The organism is Streptomyces sp. HmicA12, from assembly GCF_000373565.1.
In the GTDB taxonomy this organism is placed as follows: domain Bacteria; phylum Actinomycetota; class Actinomycetes; order Streptomycetales; family Streptomycetaceae; genus Streptomyces.
Genome location: NZ_KB891820.1, coordinates 376,955 through 391,863, shown reverse-complemented (window position 1 = coordinate 391,863; position 14,909 = coordinate 376,955). Strand labels below are relative to the sequence as shown.

The window sequence follows — 14,909 nt, the reverse complement described above, 5'->3', positions numbered from 1 at the left end:
GGCCCCGCACCTCTCGTGGTGCGGGGCCCTACGCGTGCTGCGGCAGCCGGTAGTCGGACCCGTCGCGCTCCCGTACGAGAACGCCCTCGCTGACGCAGGAGCGGCGCAGCGCGGCCGTGTCGTCGTGGACGGTGCGCAGCGCCTCGTTGACCTCGCGCTCGCTGTAGGTGCGGTCGGCGTCGAAGAGCGTGTCCGTGAGATGGACGAGGAGTTCGTGCCGCACGGCCGGGCGCACCGGGATCGTCGTCAGCCGGCCGCGGGCGAAGAACCCGGTGAGGTGGCGCGGAACCGCCGTGGCTGGCTCGGGAGTCCTGGCCCGTCGGAAGACCTCGGTCCCGGCGCTCAGCGACCCGTCCTCGCCCCGCCGGACGAGCCCCGCGGCGATCAGCTTGCCCAGATGCTTGCGGGCGACCGGCGAGTCGGCCTCGCGCGGCGGCAGGTCGTCGAGGACGACGCGCGCGTACAGCCTCAGTCGTTCGGGGTCGGCGAGCGCCGACATGAGCTGGTCCACAGGGGCCTCCCGGCGGGTGACGGACGGAACGGCAGTCTCACCCGCGGAAGGCCCCCACGCACGTGATTAACGCCCGCGCAGTTCCCGGTACTTGGCCACGAGCGCGGTGGTCGACTCGTCGAGCCCCGGCACGTCGGCACCCTCGGTCAGCGCCGGCTCGACGCGCTTCGCGAGCACCTTGCCGAGCTCGACGCCCCACTGGTCGAAGGAGTCGATGTTCCAGACGGCGCCCTGCACGAACACCTTGTGCTCGTAGAGCGCGACGAGTTGGCCGAGCACGGACGGGGTGAGCTCCTTCGAGAGGAGTGTCGTGGTCGGGTGGTTGCCCTTGAACGTCTTGTGCGGCACGAGCTCCTCGGGCACCCCTTCGGCACGCACCTCGTCCGGGGTCTTGCCGAAGGCCAGCGCCTGCGTCTGCGCGAAGAAGTTGGCCATCAGCAGGTCGTGCTGCGCGACCAGTCCCGGCAGCAGATCCGCGACCGGCTCGGCGAAGCCGATGAAGTCGGCGGGGATCAGCTTCGTTCCCTGGTGGATGAGTTGGTAGTAGGCGTGCTGACCGTTGGTGCCCGGCGTGCCCCACACCACGGGCCCGGTCTGCCACCCCACCTCCTCGCCGTTGCGCTGCACGTACTTGCCGTTGGACTCCATGTCGAGCTGCTGCAAGTAGGCGGTGAACTTCGACAGGTAGTGGCTGTACGGCAGCACGGCGTGCGACTGGGCGTCATGGAAGTTGCCGTACCAGACGCCCAACAGGCCCATCAGCAGCGGCACGTTGGACTCGGCGGGCGCGGTGCGGAAGTGCTCGTCGACGAGGTGGAACCCGTCGAGCATCTCGCGGAACGCGTCAGGTCCGATGGCGATCATCAGGGAGAGCCCGATCGCGGAGTCATACGAATAACGTCCGCCGACCCAGTCCCAGAACTCGAACATGTTGGCGGTGTCGATGCCGAAGTCGGAGACCTTCTCGGCGTTGGTCGACAGCGCCACGAAGTGCTTTGCGACCGCTTCCTGACCGGCTTTCAGCTCCGTGAGCAGCCAATTGCGGGCGGACGTCGCGTTGGTGATCGTCTCGATGGTGGTGAAGGTCTTCGAGGCGATGATGAACAGCGTCTCGGCCGGGTCCAAGTCCCGTACGGCTTCGTGGAGATCGGCCCCGTCGACGTTCGACACGAAGCGGACGGTGAGGTCGCGGTCGGTGAAGGAACGCAGCACTTCGTACGCCATGGCGGGCCCGAGGTCGGAGCCGCCGATACCGATGTTGACGACGTTCTTGATGCGCTTTCCGGTGTGGCCGACCCACTCGCCGCCGCGCACCCTGTCCGCGAACGCGCCCATCTTGTCGAGCACGGCGTGCACATCAGGTACGACGTTCTCGCCGTCGACCTCCACGACGGAATCGCGCGGAGCGCGCAGCGCCGTGTGCAGGACGGCCCGGTCCTCGGTCGTATTGATCTTGTCACCGCGGAACATGGCGTCCCGGAGGCCGAAGACATCGGTCGCGGCGGCCAGCTCGCGCAGCAGTCGCAGCGTCTCGTCCGTGACCAGGTGCTTGGAGTAGTCGACATGCAGATCGCCGACCTGGAGCACATAGCCGGAGCCGCGCGCGGGATCAGCCGCGAACAGTTCGCGGAGTTGCACGTCGCCCAGCTGTTCCCTGTGCTTGACGAGCGCCTGCCACTCGGGCGTCTGGTTCAGTGCTGCCTGCTTGTCGGACGCGTTCATCTCGACCTTCAGCCTTCTTTCGTACGCGCGTACGGGCCATGCCCCACTACTGCGACCCAACCTAATTGATCAGGGTGAATCGGGCCTTTCGGCGCAGCGAATCCCGCGCACGCGAACGGGCCGGGCACCGTCCCTGGTGCCCGGCCCGGCCGGTATGTCAGATCTCGCCCCGCAGTTTCGCGAGCGCCTCGGCGAGGATGGCCTCGCCGTCCGCGTCGCTGCGCCGTTCCCGTACGTACGCGAGGTGCGTCTTGTACGGCTCGGTGCGCGGCGGGTCCGGCGGATTGTCCCGGTCCTGTCCGGCCGGAAATCCGCAGCGCGGACAGTCCCAGGTCTCCGGCACCTGCGCGTCGGAGGCGAAGCTCGGCTGCGTCTCGTGCCCGTTCGAGCACCAGAAGGAGATGCGCAGGCGCGGCGCGGACTCGCCACGCTCGGCCTCGCCCATCGGCCCCGCCCCGACCCGACTTCCTCGGATCGCGTTGCCACTTGCCACGGTCGTAACTCCCTGCGTAATGGTGCCGCGAAGCGTGTCGGCGTCTCGCTTCGCCGCGGAGCGCCTCAGTCTACGTAAGGCCCAACGCGCGTCCAGTGATTGGAGTTACATCCCCTCCCCCTAGACGCAAGCCCCATGATAGGCCGCGCAGTTGAGCGCGTACCTTACATGGGGCCTTACGTGAAAATACGTGACCTATGTGCAGTTGTAACGAGTCGAGACTGCCGAAACGTGTCGAGTCGAACCGAAGACTCGGCGCCCGAAGGTCAGTTGTTGATCTTCATGAGAATGCCGAGCACCACGATGCACGCGAACCACAGAAGACCGATCACGATCGTGATCCGGTCCAGGTTCCGCTCGGCGACCGAGGAGCCGCCGACGGAGGACTGCATGCCGCCACCGAACATGTCGGAGAGGCCGCCGCCCTTTCCCTTGTGCATGAGCACCAGGAGCATCAGCAGCAGGCTGAAGACGATCAGGGCGATCGAGAACCCCATAACCACGGCTGGACCAACTTCCTCGGACTTATTTGGACGACGGGGGCCGAGCAGTACTCCACTCAGCCCCCGACAGGGTACGACGTATCGCCGCTAGCGCATACTCACTGCTCGCCGAAGCGGACGATCTTGACGAACTCGTCGGCGTCCAGCGAGGCGCCACCGATCAGGGCGCCGTCGATATCGGCCTGGCCCATGATCTCCTTGACGTTGCCGGACTTGACCGAGCCGCCGTACTGGATGCGGATCTTGTCGGCGACGTCCTGCGAGTACAGCTCGGCGAGCTTGCCGCGGATCGCCTTGCAGACCTCCTGCGCGTCGTCGGCGCCGCACACCTTGCCGGTGCCGATGGCCCACACGGGCTCGTAGGCGACGACGACGGTCTCGGCCTGCTCGGCAGGAAGGTCCTTGAGGCCGCCCTCGACCTGGCTGAGCGTGTGGGAGACGTGGTTGCCCGCCTCGCGGACGTCCAGCTCCTCACCGACGCACAGGATCGGCGTGAGGCCGTGCTTGTAGGCGGCCTTCACCTTGGCGTTGACGATCTCGTCGGTCTCGTTGTGGTACTGCCGGCGCTCGGAGTGACCGATCGCGACGTACGTGCACTTGAGCTTGGCGAGCATCGAGCCCGAGATCTCGCCGGTGTAGGCACCGGAGTCCTGCGCCGAGAGGTCCTGGGCGCCGTACTTGATCTTGAGCTTGTCGCCGTCGACCAGGGTCTGCACGGAGCGCAGGTCGGTGAACGGGGGCAGGACGGCGACCTCGACGGCCTCGTAGTCCTTGTCCGCGAGGGCGAAGGCGAGCTTCTGGACGTGGGCGATGGCCTCGAGGTGGTTGAGGTTCATCTTCCAGTTGCCCGCCATGATCGGCGTGCGGGTGCTCATTAAGGTCAGTCCTCCAGTGCGGCGAGACCGGGCAGCGTCTTGCCCTCGAGGTACTCGAGGGAGGCGCCGCCGCCGGTCGAGATGTGGCCGAATGCCTTCTCGTCGAAGCCCAGGGTACGGACGGCCGCGGCGGAGTCGCCGCCGCCCACCACGGTGAAGCCCGGGGAGTCGATGAGGGCCTGGGCGACCGCCTTGGTGCCCTCGGCGTAGTCGGGGTGCTCGAAGACGCCCATCGGGCCGTTCCAGAAGACGGTCTGCGCGTCGGCGAGCTTCGAGGCGTACAGCTTGCGGGTCTCCGGACCGATGTCCAGGCCCTCCTGGTCGGCCGGGATGGCGTCCGCGGCGACGGTGCTGGGGTTGGCCGGGGTCTTGCCCTTGAGGTCGGGGAACTCCGTCGAGACCAGGACGTCGACCGGCAGCACGATCTCCACGCCGTTCTTCTCGGCGCGCGCCATGTACTCGGTGACGGTCGGGATCTGGTCCTCCTGGAGGAGCGAGATGCCGACCTCGTAGCCCTTGGCCTTGAGGAACGTGTACGCCATGCCGCCGCCGATGAGCAGACGGTCGGCCTTGCCGAGCAGCTGGTCGATGACGGCCAGCTTGTCGGAGACCTTGGCGCCGCCGAGCGCGACCACGTAGGGGCGCTTGACCTCGTCGGTGAGCTTCTTCAGGACGCCGACCTCGGTGGCGATGAGGAAGCCGGCGTAGTGCGGGAGCTTCTTCGGCAGGTCGTACACGGAAGCGTGCTTACGGTGCACCGCGCCGAAGCCGTCGCCCACGTAGACGTCGGCGAGGGCCGCGAGCTGGTCGGCGAACTCGCCGCGCTCGGTGTCGTCCTTGCTCGTCTCGGCCGCGTTGAAGCGCAGGTTCTCGACGACGGCGACCTGGCCCGGCTCGAGGCCGTTGACGGCGTCGTGCGCGGCGGGGCCGACCGTGTCCTGGGCGAACGCGACCGGGTTGCCGAGGAGTTCGGCCAGGCGCTCGGCCGCGGGCAGCAGCGAGAACTGCAGGTCCGACGCGCTCTTGGGCCGGCCAAGGTGGGAGGCGACGATCACCTTGGCGCCCGCGTCGGCCAGGGCCTTGACGGTCGGCAGGACGGCGCGGATGCGGCCGTCGTCGGTGATCAGGCCGTCGGCCAGCGGCACGTTGAGGTCGGCGCGGACGAACACCCGCTTGCCGTCGACCCCTTCGGCGAGAAGTTCCTCAATGGTCTTCATGAGTGGGCTCCTTGAGAGGACGTACGAAGCCGGGAGGCTTGGGAGGCTGACGTGCGAAGGGTCCGGACTGTCGCGCGGCGTCGCGCGGGTCCGGACCCTTCGCTCACATCTGAGTGCCTTGCTGCTCTGGAACCTTAGAGGTTCAGAGCTGACCGCCGACGAAGACCGTGAGGTCGACGAGGCGGTTGGAGTAGCCCCACTCGTTGTCGTACCAGCCGAGGATCTTCACCGTCTTGCCCTCCTGGACCATCGTCAGGGAGGAGTCGAAGGTGCAGGAAGCCGGGTCGCTGACGATGTCCGAGGACACGATCGGGTCCTCGGTGTAGAACAGGATGCCCTTGAGGTCGCCGTCGTCGGCGGCCTTCTTGAACGCGGCGTTGACCTCGTCCTTGGTGACCTCGCGCTGCAGCTCCACGACCAGGTCGGTGGCCGAGCCGGTGGGAACCGGGACGCGCATGGCGATGCCGTCCAGCTTGCCCTTCAGCTGCGGGAGCACCAGGGCGGTGGCCTTGGCGGCACCGGTGGTGGTCGGGATGATGTTCTCGGCGGCGGCGCGGGCGCGGCGCAGGTCCGAGTGCGGGAAGTCCAGGATGCGCTGGTCGTTGGTGTACGCGTGGACCGTCGTCATCAAGCCCTTGACGATGCCGAAGTTCTCGTCCAGAACCTTGGCCATCGGCGCCACACAGTTGGTGGTGCAGGACGCGTTGGAGATGACGTGGTGGTTGGCCGCGTCGTACTTGTCCTGGTTGACGCCCATCACGATGGTGATGTCCTCGTCCTTGGCCGGAGCCGAGATGAGGACCTTCTTCGCGCCACCGGCGATGTGCTTCTCGGCGTCGGCCTTCTTGGTGAAGATGCCGGTCGACTCGATGACGATGTCGACACCCAGCTGACCCCACGGGATGTCGGCGGGGTTGCGCTCGGACAGCACCTTGATGGTGTGGCCGTCGACGGTGATGGTGTCCTCGGTGTGCGACACCTCGGCCTTGAGGCGGCCCAGGATGGTGTCGTACTTCAGGAGGTGCGCAGTGGTCGCGGTGTCACCCAGGTCGTTGACAGCCACGATCTCGATGTCCGCACCCTGCTCCAGCAGCGCGCGGAAGTAGTTACGACCGATGCGGCCAAAGCCGTTGATGCCTACGCGGATCGTCACGAACCGATCTCCTCGTTGGTACGCCGGTTTCGACGCCGGCGAGATGTATTTGGGATGTCCCCGACCGCCTTCGACCCTACCTCCCATAAGGGCTTTGGGTGACATCGAGCGGCTCTATGTGGGGCACAGCGGCCCGTACTCGCCAGTAACGTACGGGCCGCCGCATATTTCGCCGGTATTTCCATGCCGATCAGCGGTCGATCAGTCGCTAATTGAGCGCAGGGCCTTTCTGATGAGCGCATTTCGATCAGCGGCCGTGGTGACGTGTTCCAGCCCGAATCCGAGGAGAACGGTGTCGGGGGTGCTGATCGCCCCGTAGGTCGTGAACAGGTCCTGGGCGCGCGCCCAGTCCTTCACGGCCGGCGGGCTGCCCGCGGGCGGTCCCGGGACCTGCCAGACGCCCAGGGACGTCTCGAAGCCCTCGGTCGCCGTGGCCTGTCCCCCGATGACGACGGAGGCGTTGTCCGCGCGCACGCCCTCGCCTCCGCTGCCGGGGTCGGTGACGTAGGCGAGCGAGACCTCGACGGAGTGGCCCGCGTAGGCGCTCAGGTCGTACGTGACCGTCTTCCAGTCGTCCGAGGAGCCGGTGAGGCTGTTCCAGGTCCCGGAGGTGCCGGACGCCGTGCAGGCGGCGCCGTCGGGCGTCAGGTAGCGCGTGAGCGCCGGGTGGTCCGCGATGAAGAAGCCGGCCTCGCACTCGGTGGGCACTTCGGTAGAGGTCAGGCCGTCCTTGTCCGGCAGGGTCGTCCAGTCCTCCGCGCCGACCGTGTGCGCCTCGAGCAGTACGTGGTCGTAGCCCTGCTCGGTGTCCCACAGGAGCTGCATGCGCAGGGACGGCTGGTCGGCGGCGCTGACGGCGGTGAGGTCGACGGTGCGGGTCAGGCGTTTGTACGCGTCGTCCGTGTGGACGGCGGCGGCCATCCCCGCGCCTTCGTACTGGCCCGCCCCCGCGCTCGTGAACCGCGGCAGCGTGGCGGACGTGGCCTCGTACAGGCCCGCGCCGTTCAGCGGGTTGCCCGGGGCATCGCCCAGAGTCGCCGCGATGCCGTCGAGGGCGCCCGAGCCGTCGAACCGGGTCGCCACGGGGGCGGCCGTACGGGAGTAAGCGCCCAGGTAGTACTGGCTGAAGTCGTTCGTCGTGGTGCCGCCGATGTCGACGGAGCCGCCCGCCTTCTCGCCCGCCTCGACGAGCTTGCCGCCCTCGTTCAGGTAGTCGCGCAGAGCGAGCTGGGTGGCGAGGCCCGGCCGGTCGGCGCCCGTGTAGTGGACGACCGCCTCGAAGTGGCCCAGGACGCCGAGCGGGTCGGGGGCGCCCTGCTCGGCGACGTTCCAGACGGCTGCCCGGCGGCCGTCGGCCCTGAGCGCGTCTACGTAGGCGGCTGTTTGCCGACCAGAGGCGTCGTTTTCCGCGACGACGAGAGTGTCACCCTTAGGCCGCTCGGCGACGGTGTACGTGAAGTGTTCACCGGCGGTCCGCTTTCCGGATTTCGTACGTCCGGTGAACCACACCTCTACCTTGTCGCCGACATCGGCGTCCTCGACCTTCGCCCTATAGGCGTCGAAGTAGAGGTTGTCCTCCCCTCCGTAGGTCTCGCCGCCCTTCCATGCGCGCAATTTCTCGTCGTGCGGGCGACCGCCATTGATCCGGTAGTTCAGCTCCTTGTCGCGTACGGACTTCCGGGCGACCACGGAGACTTCCTGGTCGCCTCCCCGCGCGTACGAGGTGGTGAACTTCGCCGGGGTGAAGTCGGGGGCGTCCAGGCCGACCGAGGAGGACGGCTGGTCAGGGTGGGAGGCCGTCTCGGCGACGGACAGCGCGAAGGGGACGTTCTTCTCGAACTCGTCCTGGATGAGTTTCTCGTCGTCCGGGAACGTGAAGACCGAGGCGCAGTCCGACGGCTCCCACGCGTCGTCCGGGTCGCTCGCCGAGACGGTCTGGCACTCGCTCATCTCGGGGGTGAACATCCCCATGCCGTTGACGTTGGCGGCGTGCCCGTCGGCCTCGCCGTTGGTCGTGTAGAGCTCCGAGGAGACCTGTGGGTGGTAGCCGGGGATCGCCGAGTTGTCCGGCGTGCCGGCGAGCGCCTTGTAGAGAACGTCGTCCGGCGTCGGGGTGGCGACCTGCCAGCCCACACCGTAGAGGAGCAGTTCGGCCGCGGAGTGGTAGTTGATGCCGTACTCGAAGCCGACGCGCTTCTCGAAGGCGTCGAGCGCCTTGGTCTCCGGTTCGGAGTTCGGACCCGCGCCCCGGTAGGTCTGGCCGGCCGGGTCGGGGGACGAACCCTCGTCGTCGTAGCCCCACTTGTAGGCGAAGTTGCGGTTGAGGTCGACGCCGTCACCGGTGGTGTACTCGCCGTCGCCGTTCACGTCGCGCATGTTCTTGCGCCACTGGCGGTTGCTCGCCGACTTGAAGGTCCAGTCGTAGCCGTCGGGGTTGGCGGACAGGACGAACCACAGCTCCGTCGAGTCGACGATCTTCTTGATGCGCGCGTTCTTGGCGTAGTTGTCCACGTAGTAGTGCATCAGGCGGCGCGTCATCTCCGGGGTGATCCACTCGCGCGCGTGCTGGTTGGACATGTAGAGGACCGACGGCTTCGCGCCGTCCTTGGCCTTCTTGGCGCCCTTGCTGAGCTTGAGCGCGAGGATGTCCTGCCCCTGGATCGTCTTGCCTATGGAGACGACCTTGGTGAGGTCCGGGTTCTCCTGGGCGGTGCGGAGCACCTCCTCCTGGAGGTTTCCCCGGCCGCTGTACGGGCGGAAGACGCCGTCGCCCGCGGCCTCCACCCGGGCCCGCGCCGTGGCCGTCAGCCGGTGCTCGGTGAGCTTCACGCCCTCCTTGCGCAGCTGTGCGGCCTGGCGGTCGGTGAGGTACACCTCGACCTTCGCCGTGCCCTTCTCGGGCACCTGCTCGCCCAGCTCGTGGCTGTCCTGGCCCGCCTGGAGGAGCAGGGGCAACTGCTCCTTCGAGACGTCGGCGCGGAACACCTTGACGGCGTCCGCGCCCGGGTCTTCGTTCGCTGAACTTCTGCTGGTGGCGCTGTCGCTGTCCGCCTGGGCGGCGGGCGCGAGTACCGCGCCTCCCAGACCCAGGACCAGTGCTCCGACAGCGAGGACCGATCTCGCTCTTCGTCTCATGAGCCCCCCTTGCAGTTGTCTGTCGCGGTTGTGGCGTGATGCCGCAGAAGCGAACAGGCGCCAGACTCATGACAGTTCATGGTCAAGTCAAGGGGGCGTCAAGTACCCGCCAGGTATGACAAAAAGCCGGTGGTGGCGCCCTCGAATGGGCGCCACCACCGGCTTGTCGACTCAGGGACGGGCTCAGCCCACCATGTTGTCCGCCATCTCCTCGGTCAGCTCCTCCGCGAGCTCTTCCGAGAGGTTCGACTCCGTGCCCGGGATGCCGAGGTCCTGGGCCCGCTTGTCCGCCATGGCGAGCAGGCGGCGGATACGGCCCGCTACGGCGTCCTTGGTCAGCGGCGGGTCGGCCAGCGCGCCCAGCTCCTCCAGAGAGGCCTGCTTGTGCTCCATGCGCAGTCGGCCCGCGGCGGCGAGGTGCTCCGGCACCTCGTCGGCGAGGATCTCCAGGGCGCGCTGCACCCGGGCACCCGCGGCGACGGCCGCGCGGGCCGAGCGGCGCAGGTTCGCGTCGTCGAAGTTGGCGAGGCGGTTCGCGGTGGCGCGGACCTCGCGGCGCATCCGCCGCTCCTCCCAGGCCAGCACCGACTCGTGGGCGCCCATACGGGTGAGCAGGGCGCCGATCGCGTCGCCGTCGCGCACGACCACCCGGTCCACACCGCGCACCTCACGGGCCTTCGCGGCGATCGACAGGCGACGGGCGGCGCCGACCAGGGCGAGCGCGGCCTCCGGGCCCGGGCAGGTCACCTCGAGGGAGCTCGAACGCCCCGGCTCGGTGAGCGAGCCGTGCGCCAGGAAAGCGCCCCGCCAGGCCGCCTCCGCGTCGCAGGTGGCCCCCGAGACCACCTGCGGGGGCAGGCCGCGAATCGGGCGGCCACGGCCGTCCACGAGGCCCGTCTGACGCGCCAGCTGGTCGCCACCCGCGACCACACGTACAACGAAACGCGAGCCGCGGCGCAGCCCGCCGGGCGCCATCACGATCAGCTCCGAGCTGTGCCCGAAGATCTCGAGAATGTCCCGCTTGAGCCGCCGGGCGGCCATCGCGGTGTCCAGCTCCGCCTCGATCACGATGCGGCCGCTCACCAGGTGAAGGCCGCCCGCAAACCGCAGGATCGCCGAGACCTCGGCCTTCCTGCAGCAAGTCCGGGTGACGGGAAGCCGGGAGATTTCGTCCTTCACCGCTGCCGTCATCGCCATGGGCCGATCCTTCCATGCATCCGAAAAATACGGTCGTACGCGGCGGCCAACAGCTCCGGATCGTGCCTCGGAGTCCCGTCGGGCCTGGCTACCGGCGCCAGCTCGACCGCAGCACCGAAACGCTCTTTGGCAGCGTCGATGAGTTCTTCGCGGTCGGGCACGGCGGCCTCGTCGGCCAGCACCACGTCCAGGGCGAGTTTAGGGGCGTGTCGTCCCAAAACCTCCAAATGACGCTGCGGGGAGAAGCCATCGGTTTCTCCCGGTTGTGGAGCGAGGTTGAGCGAGAGGACCTTGCGGGCCTTCGTCTCGACGAGCGCGTCGAGCAGTTCGGGGACCAGAAGGTGCGGGATCACGGAGGAGAACCAGGAGCCCGGGCCGAGCACCACCCAGTCCGCGTCGAGCACCGCGGCGACCGCCTCCGGGACGGCCGGCGGGTCGTGCGGCACCACGTGCACGGACTGGACCTCGCCCGGGGTGAGGGCGACGTTGGCCTGCCCGCGGACCGTGCGGATGTCGTCCGGGCGCGCCGGATCATGGCCCCTGACCTCGGCCTGCAACTCCAGCGGCACGGCGGACATGGGCAGCACGCGCCCGTGCGCGCCGAGCAGCTTGCCGACCAGGTCCAGGGCCTGCACGTGGTCGCCGAGCTGCTCCCACAGGGCGACGATCAGCAGATTGCCGACCGCGTGGCCGTTCATCTCGCCCGGCGACTGGAAGCGGTGCTGGATGACGCGGGCCCAGGTCTGGCCCCAGTCGTCGTCGCCGCACAGGGCCGCGAGCGCCTTGCGCAGGTCGCCGGGCGGCAGCACGCCCAGCTCGTCGCGGAGACGTCCGCTGGAGCCGCCGTCGTCGGCGACCGTGACGACGGCCGTGAGGTCGCCCGTGATGCGGCGCAGCGCCGCCAGGGACGCCGACAGCCCCATTCCGCCGCCGAGGGCGACGACCTTGGGTGTGGTGCCCCTGCCGGGCCTCGCCGGTGAGCTTCTGCGGCGGATCCTGCTCGTGAGCCGCAGCGTACGTCCTGTCATTCGCGGCCCATGTCCCGGTGGACGACGACGGTCTCCACACCCTGGGAGGCGAGTCGGGCGGCCAGCTTCTCCGAGGTGGCGACGGAACGGTGCTTGCCGCCCGTACAGCCGACGGCAATGGTCACGTAGCGCTTGCCCTCACGGCGGTAACCGGCCGCGATGAGCTGGAGCAGCTCGGTGTAGCGGTCCAGGAACTCCTTGGCGCTGGGCTGCGAGAAGACGTAGTTCGAGACCTCTTCGTTCAGGCCGGTGAAGGGGCGCAGCTCGGGCACCCAGTGCGGGTTCGGCAGGAAGCGCATGTCGACGACCAGGTCGGCGTCGACGGGCAGGCCGTACTTGAAGCCGAACGACATGACGGTGGCCCGCAGTTCGGGCTCCTCCTCGCCCGCGAACTGGGCGTCCATCTTGGCGCGCAGCTCGTGGACGTTCAGGCTGGAGGTGTCGATGACCAGGTCGGCGTCGCCACGCAGTTCGCGCAGCAGCTCGCGCTCGGCGGCGATGCCGTCGACGATGCGGCCGTCGCCCTGCAGGGGGTGCGGGCGGCGCACCGACTCGAAGCGGCGCACCAGGGCCTCGTCGGAGGACTCCAGGAAGACGATGCGGCGCGTGACGTGCTTGCTCTCCAGGTCCGCGAGGGACTCCCGGAGGTTGTCGAAGAAACGGCGGCCTCTGACGTCGACGACGACCGCGATGCGGGCCACATTGCCCTGCGAGCGGGCGCCCAGCTCCACCATGGTGGGGATGAGGGCGGGCGGCAGGTTGTCGACGACGAACCAGCCGAGGTCCTCCAGACACTTGGCCGCCGTGGAGCGGCCGGCGCCCGACATGCCGGAGATGATCACCAGCTCGGGGATGGCCGAATCGGGGACGCCCGCGTCGATGCTGGTGCCTGTGCCGGTACTCACTGATGCTCCATGTTCCGGTTGCTGCCCGGATAGCTGCTCCGGTTGTGCGGGGCTGTGCGCCGTACCGCTGGGGTCGCTGCTTTCGTGGTCCTGCTCGGTCATGGCTCCTGCCCCCGTCGTTCTTCCGAGGCGCCGACCGGCTCCTCGGGGGGCCGCACGTGCGCCGCGCGGTCCGTGGTGTTCTCTTCGTCTTCCATGATCTCTCCGGTGGCCGTGTTCACCGCGGGCGCCACCGGTGCCGCCTGCGCGAAGGCCGCCACGATCGTCTCGGCGGTCTTGCGGCCTATGCCGGGAATCTCACAGATCTGGTCGATTGTGGCGGACCGTAGCCGCTTCACCGAACCAAAGTGCTTGATGAGTGCCTGTTTGCGCGCGTCACCGAGTCCCGGTACGTCGTCCAGCGGACCCGCCTTGAAGCGCTTGGCCCGCTTGGTGCGCTGGTAGGTGATCGCGAAGCGGTGGGCCTCGTCACGGACCCGCTGCAGAAGGTAGAGCCCTTCGCTGGTGCGCGGCAGCACCACCGGGTCGTCCTCGTCCGGCACCCACACCTCTTCGAGGCGCTTGGCGAGGCCGCACACCGCGATGTCGTCGATGCCGAGCTCGTCCAGGGCGCGCTTGGCCGCCGCCACCTGCGGCTGACCGCCGTCGACCACGACGAGCTGGGGCGGGTAGGCGAACTTCTTCGGGCGGCCGTCGTCCTCCGTGAGACGGGACTCCTGCTCGGTCTCCTCGTCCGGCTCGGCGTCGGTCCAGTCTCCCGACTTCTCCTGTGCGGACAGGTAGCGCTTGAAGCGACGCGTGATCACCTCGTGCATGGAGCGGACGTCGTCCTGGCCCTCGAAGCCCTTGATCTGGAAGCGGCGGTACTCGCTCTTGCGGGCGAGGCCGTCCTCGAAGACCACCATGGAGGCCACGACGTCGTCGCCCTGGAGGTGCGAGATGTCGTAGCACTCGATGCGCAGGGGTGCGCTGCCCAGGTCGAGGGCCTCGGCGATCTCCTCCAGGGCGCGGGAGCGGGTGGTCAGGTCGGAGGCGCGCTTCGTCTTGTGCAGGGCGAGCGCCTGCAGCGCGTTCCTGTGGACCGTCTCCATGAGCGCCTTCTTGTCGCCGCGCTGCGGGATGCGCAACGAGACGTTCGAACCGCGGCGCTCGGTCAGCCAGGCCTGGATCGGCTCCAACGGCTCGGGCAGCGCCGGGACGAGGACCTCCTTGGGGACGGCGTCGCCGCTCTCCTCGCCGTAGAGCTGCTGGAGCGCGTGCTCGACGAGGTCGCCGCTGGTGACGGCCTCCACCTTGTCGGTGACCCAGCCGCGCTGGCCGCGCACGCGTCCGCCGCGGACGTGGAAGATCTGGACCGCGGCTTCCAGCTCGTCCTCCGCGAGGGCGATGAGGTCGGCGTCGGTGGCGTCCGCGAGGACGACCGCGCTCTTCTCCATCGCCTTCTTCAGGGCCTCGATGTCGTCGCGCAGGCGGGCCGCCCGCTCGTACTCCATGTCCTCGGCCGCGACCTGCATGTCCTTCTCGAGGCGGCGGATGTACGTGCCCGTACGCCCCGCCATGAAGTCGCAGAACTCCTCGGCCAGTTCACGGTGCTCTTCCGGGGTGACACGGTCCACGCAGGGTGCCGAGCACTTGCCGATGTAGCCGAGGAGGCAGGGGCGGCCGGTGCGGGTCGCGTTGTTGAACACGCCCTTGGAGCAGGTCCGTACCGGGAAGACACGCAGCAGAAGGTCCACGGTGTCGCGGATCGCCCACGCGTGTCCGTAGGGACCGAAGTAGCGCACGCCCTTCTTCTTCTGACCGCGCATCACCTGGACGCGCGGAAAGTCCTCGTTCATGGTCACCGCGAGGTACGGGTAGCTCTTGTCGTCGCGGTACTTGACGTTGAACCGGGGGTCGTACTCCTTGATCCAGGAGTACTCCAGCTGCAGGGCCTCGACCTCCGTGGACACGACCGTCCATTCCACGGACGCGGCCGTGGTGACCATCGTGCGGGTGCGCGGGTGCAGGTTCGCCAGGTCCTGGAAGTAGCTCGCCAGGCGCTGGCGCAGGCTCTTCGCCTTTCCGACGTAGATCACCCGGCGGTGCTCGTCGCGGAACCTGTACACCCCTGGGGAGTCGGGAATCTGTCCCGGCTTGGGGCGGTAGCTGGAGGGGTCGGCCATGTCAG

12 protein-coding genes are annotated in these 14,909 nt (G+C 68.5%); all 12 read right to left on the bottom strand.

Annotated elements, in window-relative coordinates:
- Nucleotides 1–28: 28 nt before the first annotated feature.
- Nucleotides 29–250, bottom strand: coding sequence for a DUF2087 domain-containing protein (locus tag B072_RS49380; protein ID WP_051127314.1), 222 nt, complete (start codon nucleotides 248–250; stop codon nucleotides 29–31).
- A 327-nt stretch (nucleotides 251–577) separates the two neighbouring features.
- Nucleotides 578–2,233 (bottom strand): glucose-6-phosphate isomerase, encoded by a 1,656-nt coding sequence (gene pgi, locus B072_RS0128085; RefSeq protein WP_018533287.1) that lies wholly within the window; start codon nucleotides 2,231–2,233, stop codon nucleotides 578–580.
- A 157-nt stretch (nucleotides 2,234–2,390) separates the two neighbouring features.
- Nucleotides 2,391–2,726, bottom strand: coding sequence for an RNA polymerase-binding protein RbpA (locus B072_RS0128080; protein ID WP_003976875.1), 336 nt, complete (start codon nucleotides 2,724–2,726; stop codon nucleotides 2,391–2,393).
- 266 nt (nucleotides 2,727–2,992) lie between these two features.
- A complete protein-coding gene (gene secG, locus B072_RS0128075) occupies nucleotides 2,993–3,223 on the bottom strand; it encodes a preprotein translocase subunit SecG (RefSeq protein ID WP_018533286.1) in 231 nt (76 codons plus the stop codon).
- A 104-nt stretch (nucleotides 3,224–3,327) separates the two neighbouring features.
- The gene (gene tpiA / locus B072_RS0128070; RefSeq protein ID WP_018533285.1) at nucleotides 3,328–4,104 is read right to left on the bottom strand and encodes a triose-phosphate isomerase; all 777 of its coding nucleotides are present in this window, start codon (nucleotides 4,102–4,104) and stop codon (nucleotides 3,328–3,330) included.
- A gap of 5 nt (nucleotides 4,105–4,109) precedes the next feature.
- Nucleotides 4,110–5,321: a phosphoglycerate kinase gene (locus tag B072_RS0128065; protein ID WP_018533284.1), complete on the bottom strand. Its 1,212-nt coding sequence runs from the start codon at nucleotides 5,319–5,321 to the stop codon at nucleotides 4,110–4,112.
- Between the two features lie 142 nt (nucleotides 5,322–5,463).
- The gene (gene gap / locus B072_RS0128060) at nucleotides 5,464–6,474 is read right to left on the bottom strand and encodes a type I glyceraldehyde-3-phosphate dehydrogenase (protein ID WP_018533283.1); all 1,011 of its coding nucleotides are present in this window, start codon (nucleotides 6,472–6,474) and stop codon (nucleotides 5,464–5,466) included.
- A gap of 201 nt (nucleotides 6,475–6,675) precedes the next feature.
- Nucleotides 6,676–9,609: a M14 family metallopeptidase gene (locus B072_RS0128055; RefSeq protein ID WP_026246380.1), complete on the bottom strand. Its 2,934-nt coding sequence runs from the start codon at nucleotides 9,607–9,609 to the stop codon at nucleotides 6,676–6,678.
- Between the two features lie 183 nt (nucleotides 9,610–9,792).
- Nucleotides 9,793–10,806 (bottom strand): DNA-binding protein WhiA, encoded by a 1,014-nt coding sequence (whiA, locus tag B072_RS0128050; protein ID WP_018533281.1) that lies wholly within the window; start codon nucleotides 10,804–10,806, stop codon nucleotides 9,793–9,795.
- Complete coding sequence (locus tag B072_RS0128045; RefSeq protein WP_026246379.1) at nucleotides 10,797–11,834, bottom strand: gluconeogenesis factor YvcK family protein; 1,038 nt, start codon at nucleotides 11,832–11,834, stop codon at nucleotides 10,797–10,799. The genes whiA and B072_RS0128045 overlap by 10 nt, the downstream gene beginning before the upstream one ends.
- Nucleotides 11,831–12,841, bottom strand: coding sequence for an RNase adapter RapZ (gene rapZ, locus B072_RS0128040; RefSeq protein ID WP_078506607.1), 1,011 nt, complete (start codon nucleotides 12,839–12,841; stop codon nucleotides 11,831–11,833). Before rapZ ends, B072_RS0128045 begins: the two co-directional genes overlap by 4 nt.
- Complete coding sequence (gene uvrC / locus B072_RS0128035) at nucleotides 12,838–14,904, bottom strand: excinuclease ABC subunit UvrC (RefSeq protein ID WP_026246378.1); 2,067 nt, start codon at nucleotides 14,902–14,904, stop codon at nucleotides 12,838–12,840. Before uvrC ends, rapZ begins: the two co-directional genes overlap by 4 nt.
- Nucleotides 14,905–14,909: the final 5 nt, after the last annotated feature.

What these genes read in the sequence shown, in the direction of transcription:
- pgi (WP_018533287.1), bottom strand. Translation starts at nt 2,233, where the DNA reads ATGAACGCGTCCGACAAGCAGGCAGCACTGAACCAGACGCCCGAGTGG.
- secG (WP_018533286.1), bottom strand. Translation starts at nt 3,223, where the DNA reads ATGGGGTTCTCGATCGCCCTGATCGTCTTCAGCCTGCTGCTGATGCTC.
- tpiA (WP_018533285.1), bottom strand. Translation starts at nt 4,104, where the DNA reads ATGAGCACCCGCACGCCGATCATGGCGGGCAACTGGAAGATGAACCTC.
- B072_RS0128065 (WP_018533284.1), bottom strand. Translation starts at nt 5,321, where the DNA reads ATGAAGACCATTGAGGAACTTCTCGCCGAAGGGGTCGACGGCAAGCGG.
- B072_RS0128055 (WP_026246380.1), bottom strand. Translation starts at nt 9,609, where the DNA reads ATGAGACGAAGAGCGAGATCGGTCCTCGCTGTCGGAGCACTGGTCCTG.
- whiA (WP_018533281.1), bottom strand. Translation starts at nt 10,806, where the DNA reads ATGGCGATGACGGCAGCGGTGAAGGACGAAATCTCCCGGCTTCCCGTC.
- B072_RS0128045 (WP_026246379.1), bottom strand. Translation starts at nt 11,834, where the DNA reads ATGACAGGACGTACGCTGCGGCTCACGAGCAGGATCCGCCGCAGAAGC.
- rapZ (WP_078506607.1), bottom strand. Translation starts at nt 12,841, where the DNA reads ATGACCGAGCAGGACCACGAAAGCAGCGACCCCAGCGGTACGGCGCAC.
- uvrC (WP_026246378.1), bottom strand. Translation starts at nt 14,904, where the DNA reads ATGGCCGACCCCTCCAGCTACCGCCCCAAGCCGGGACAGATTCCCGAC.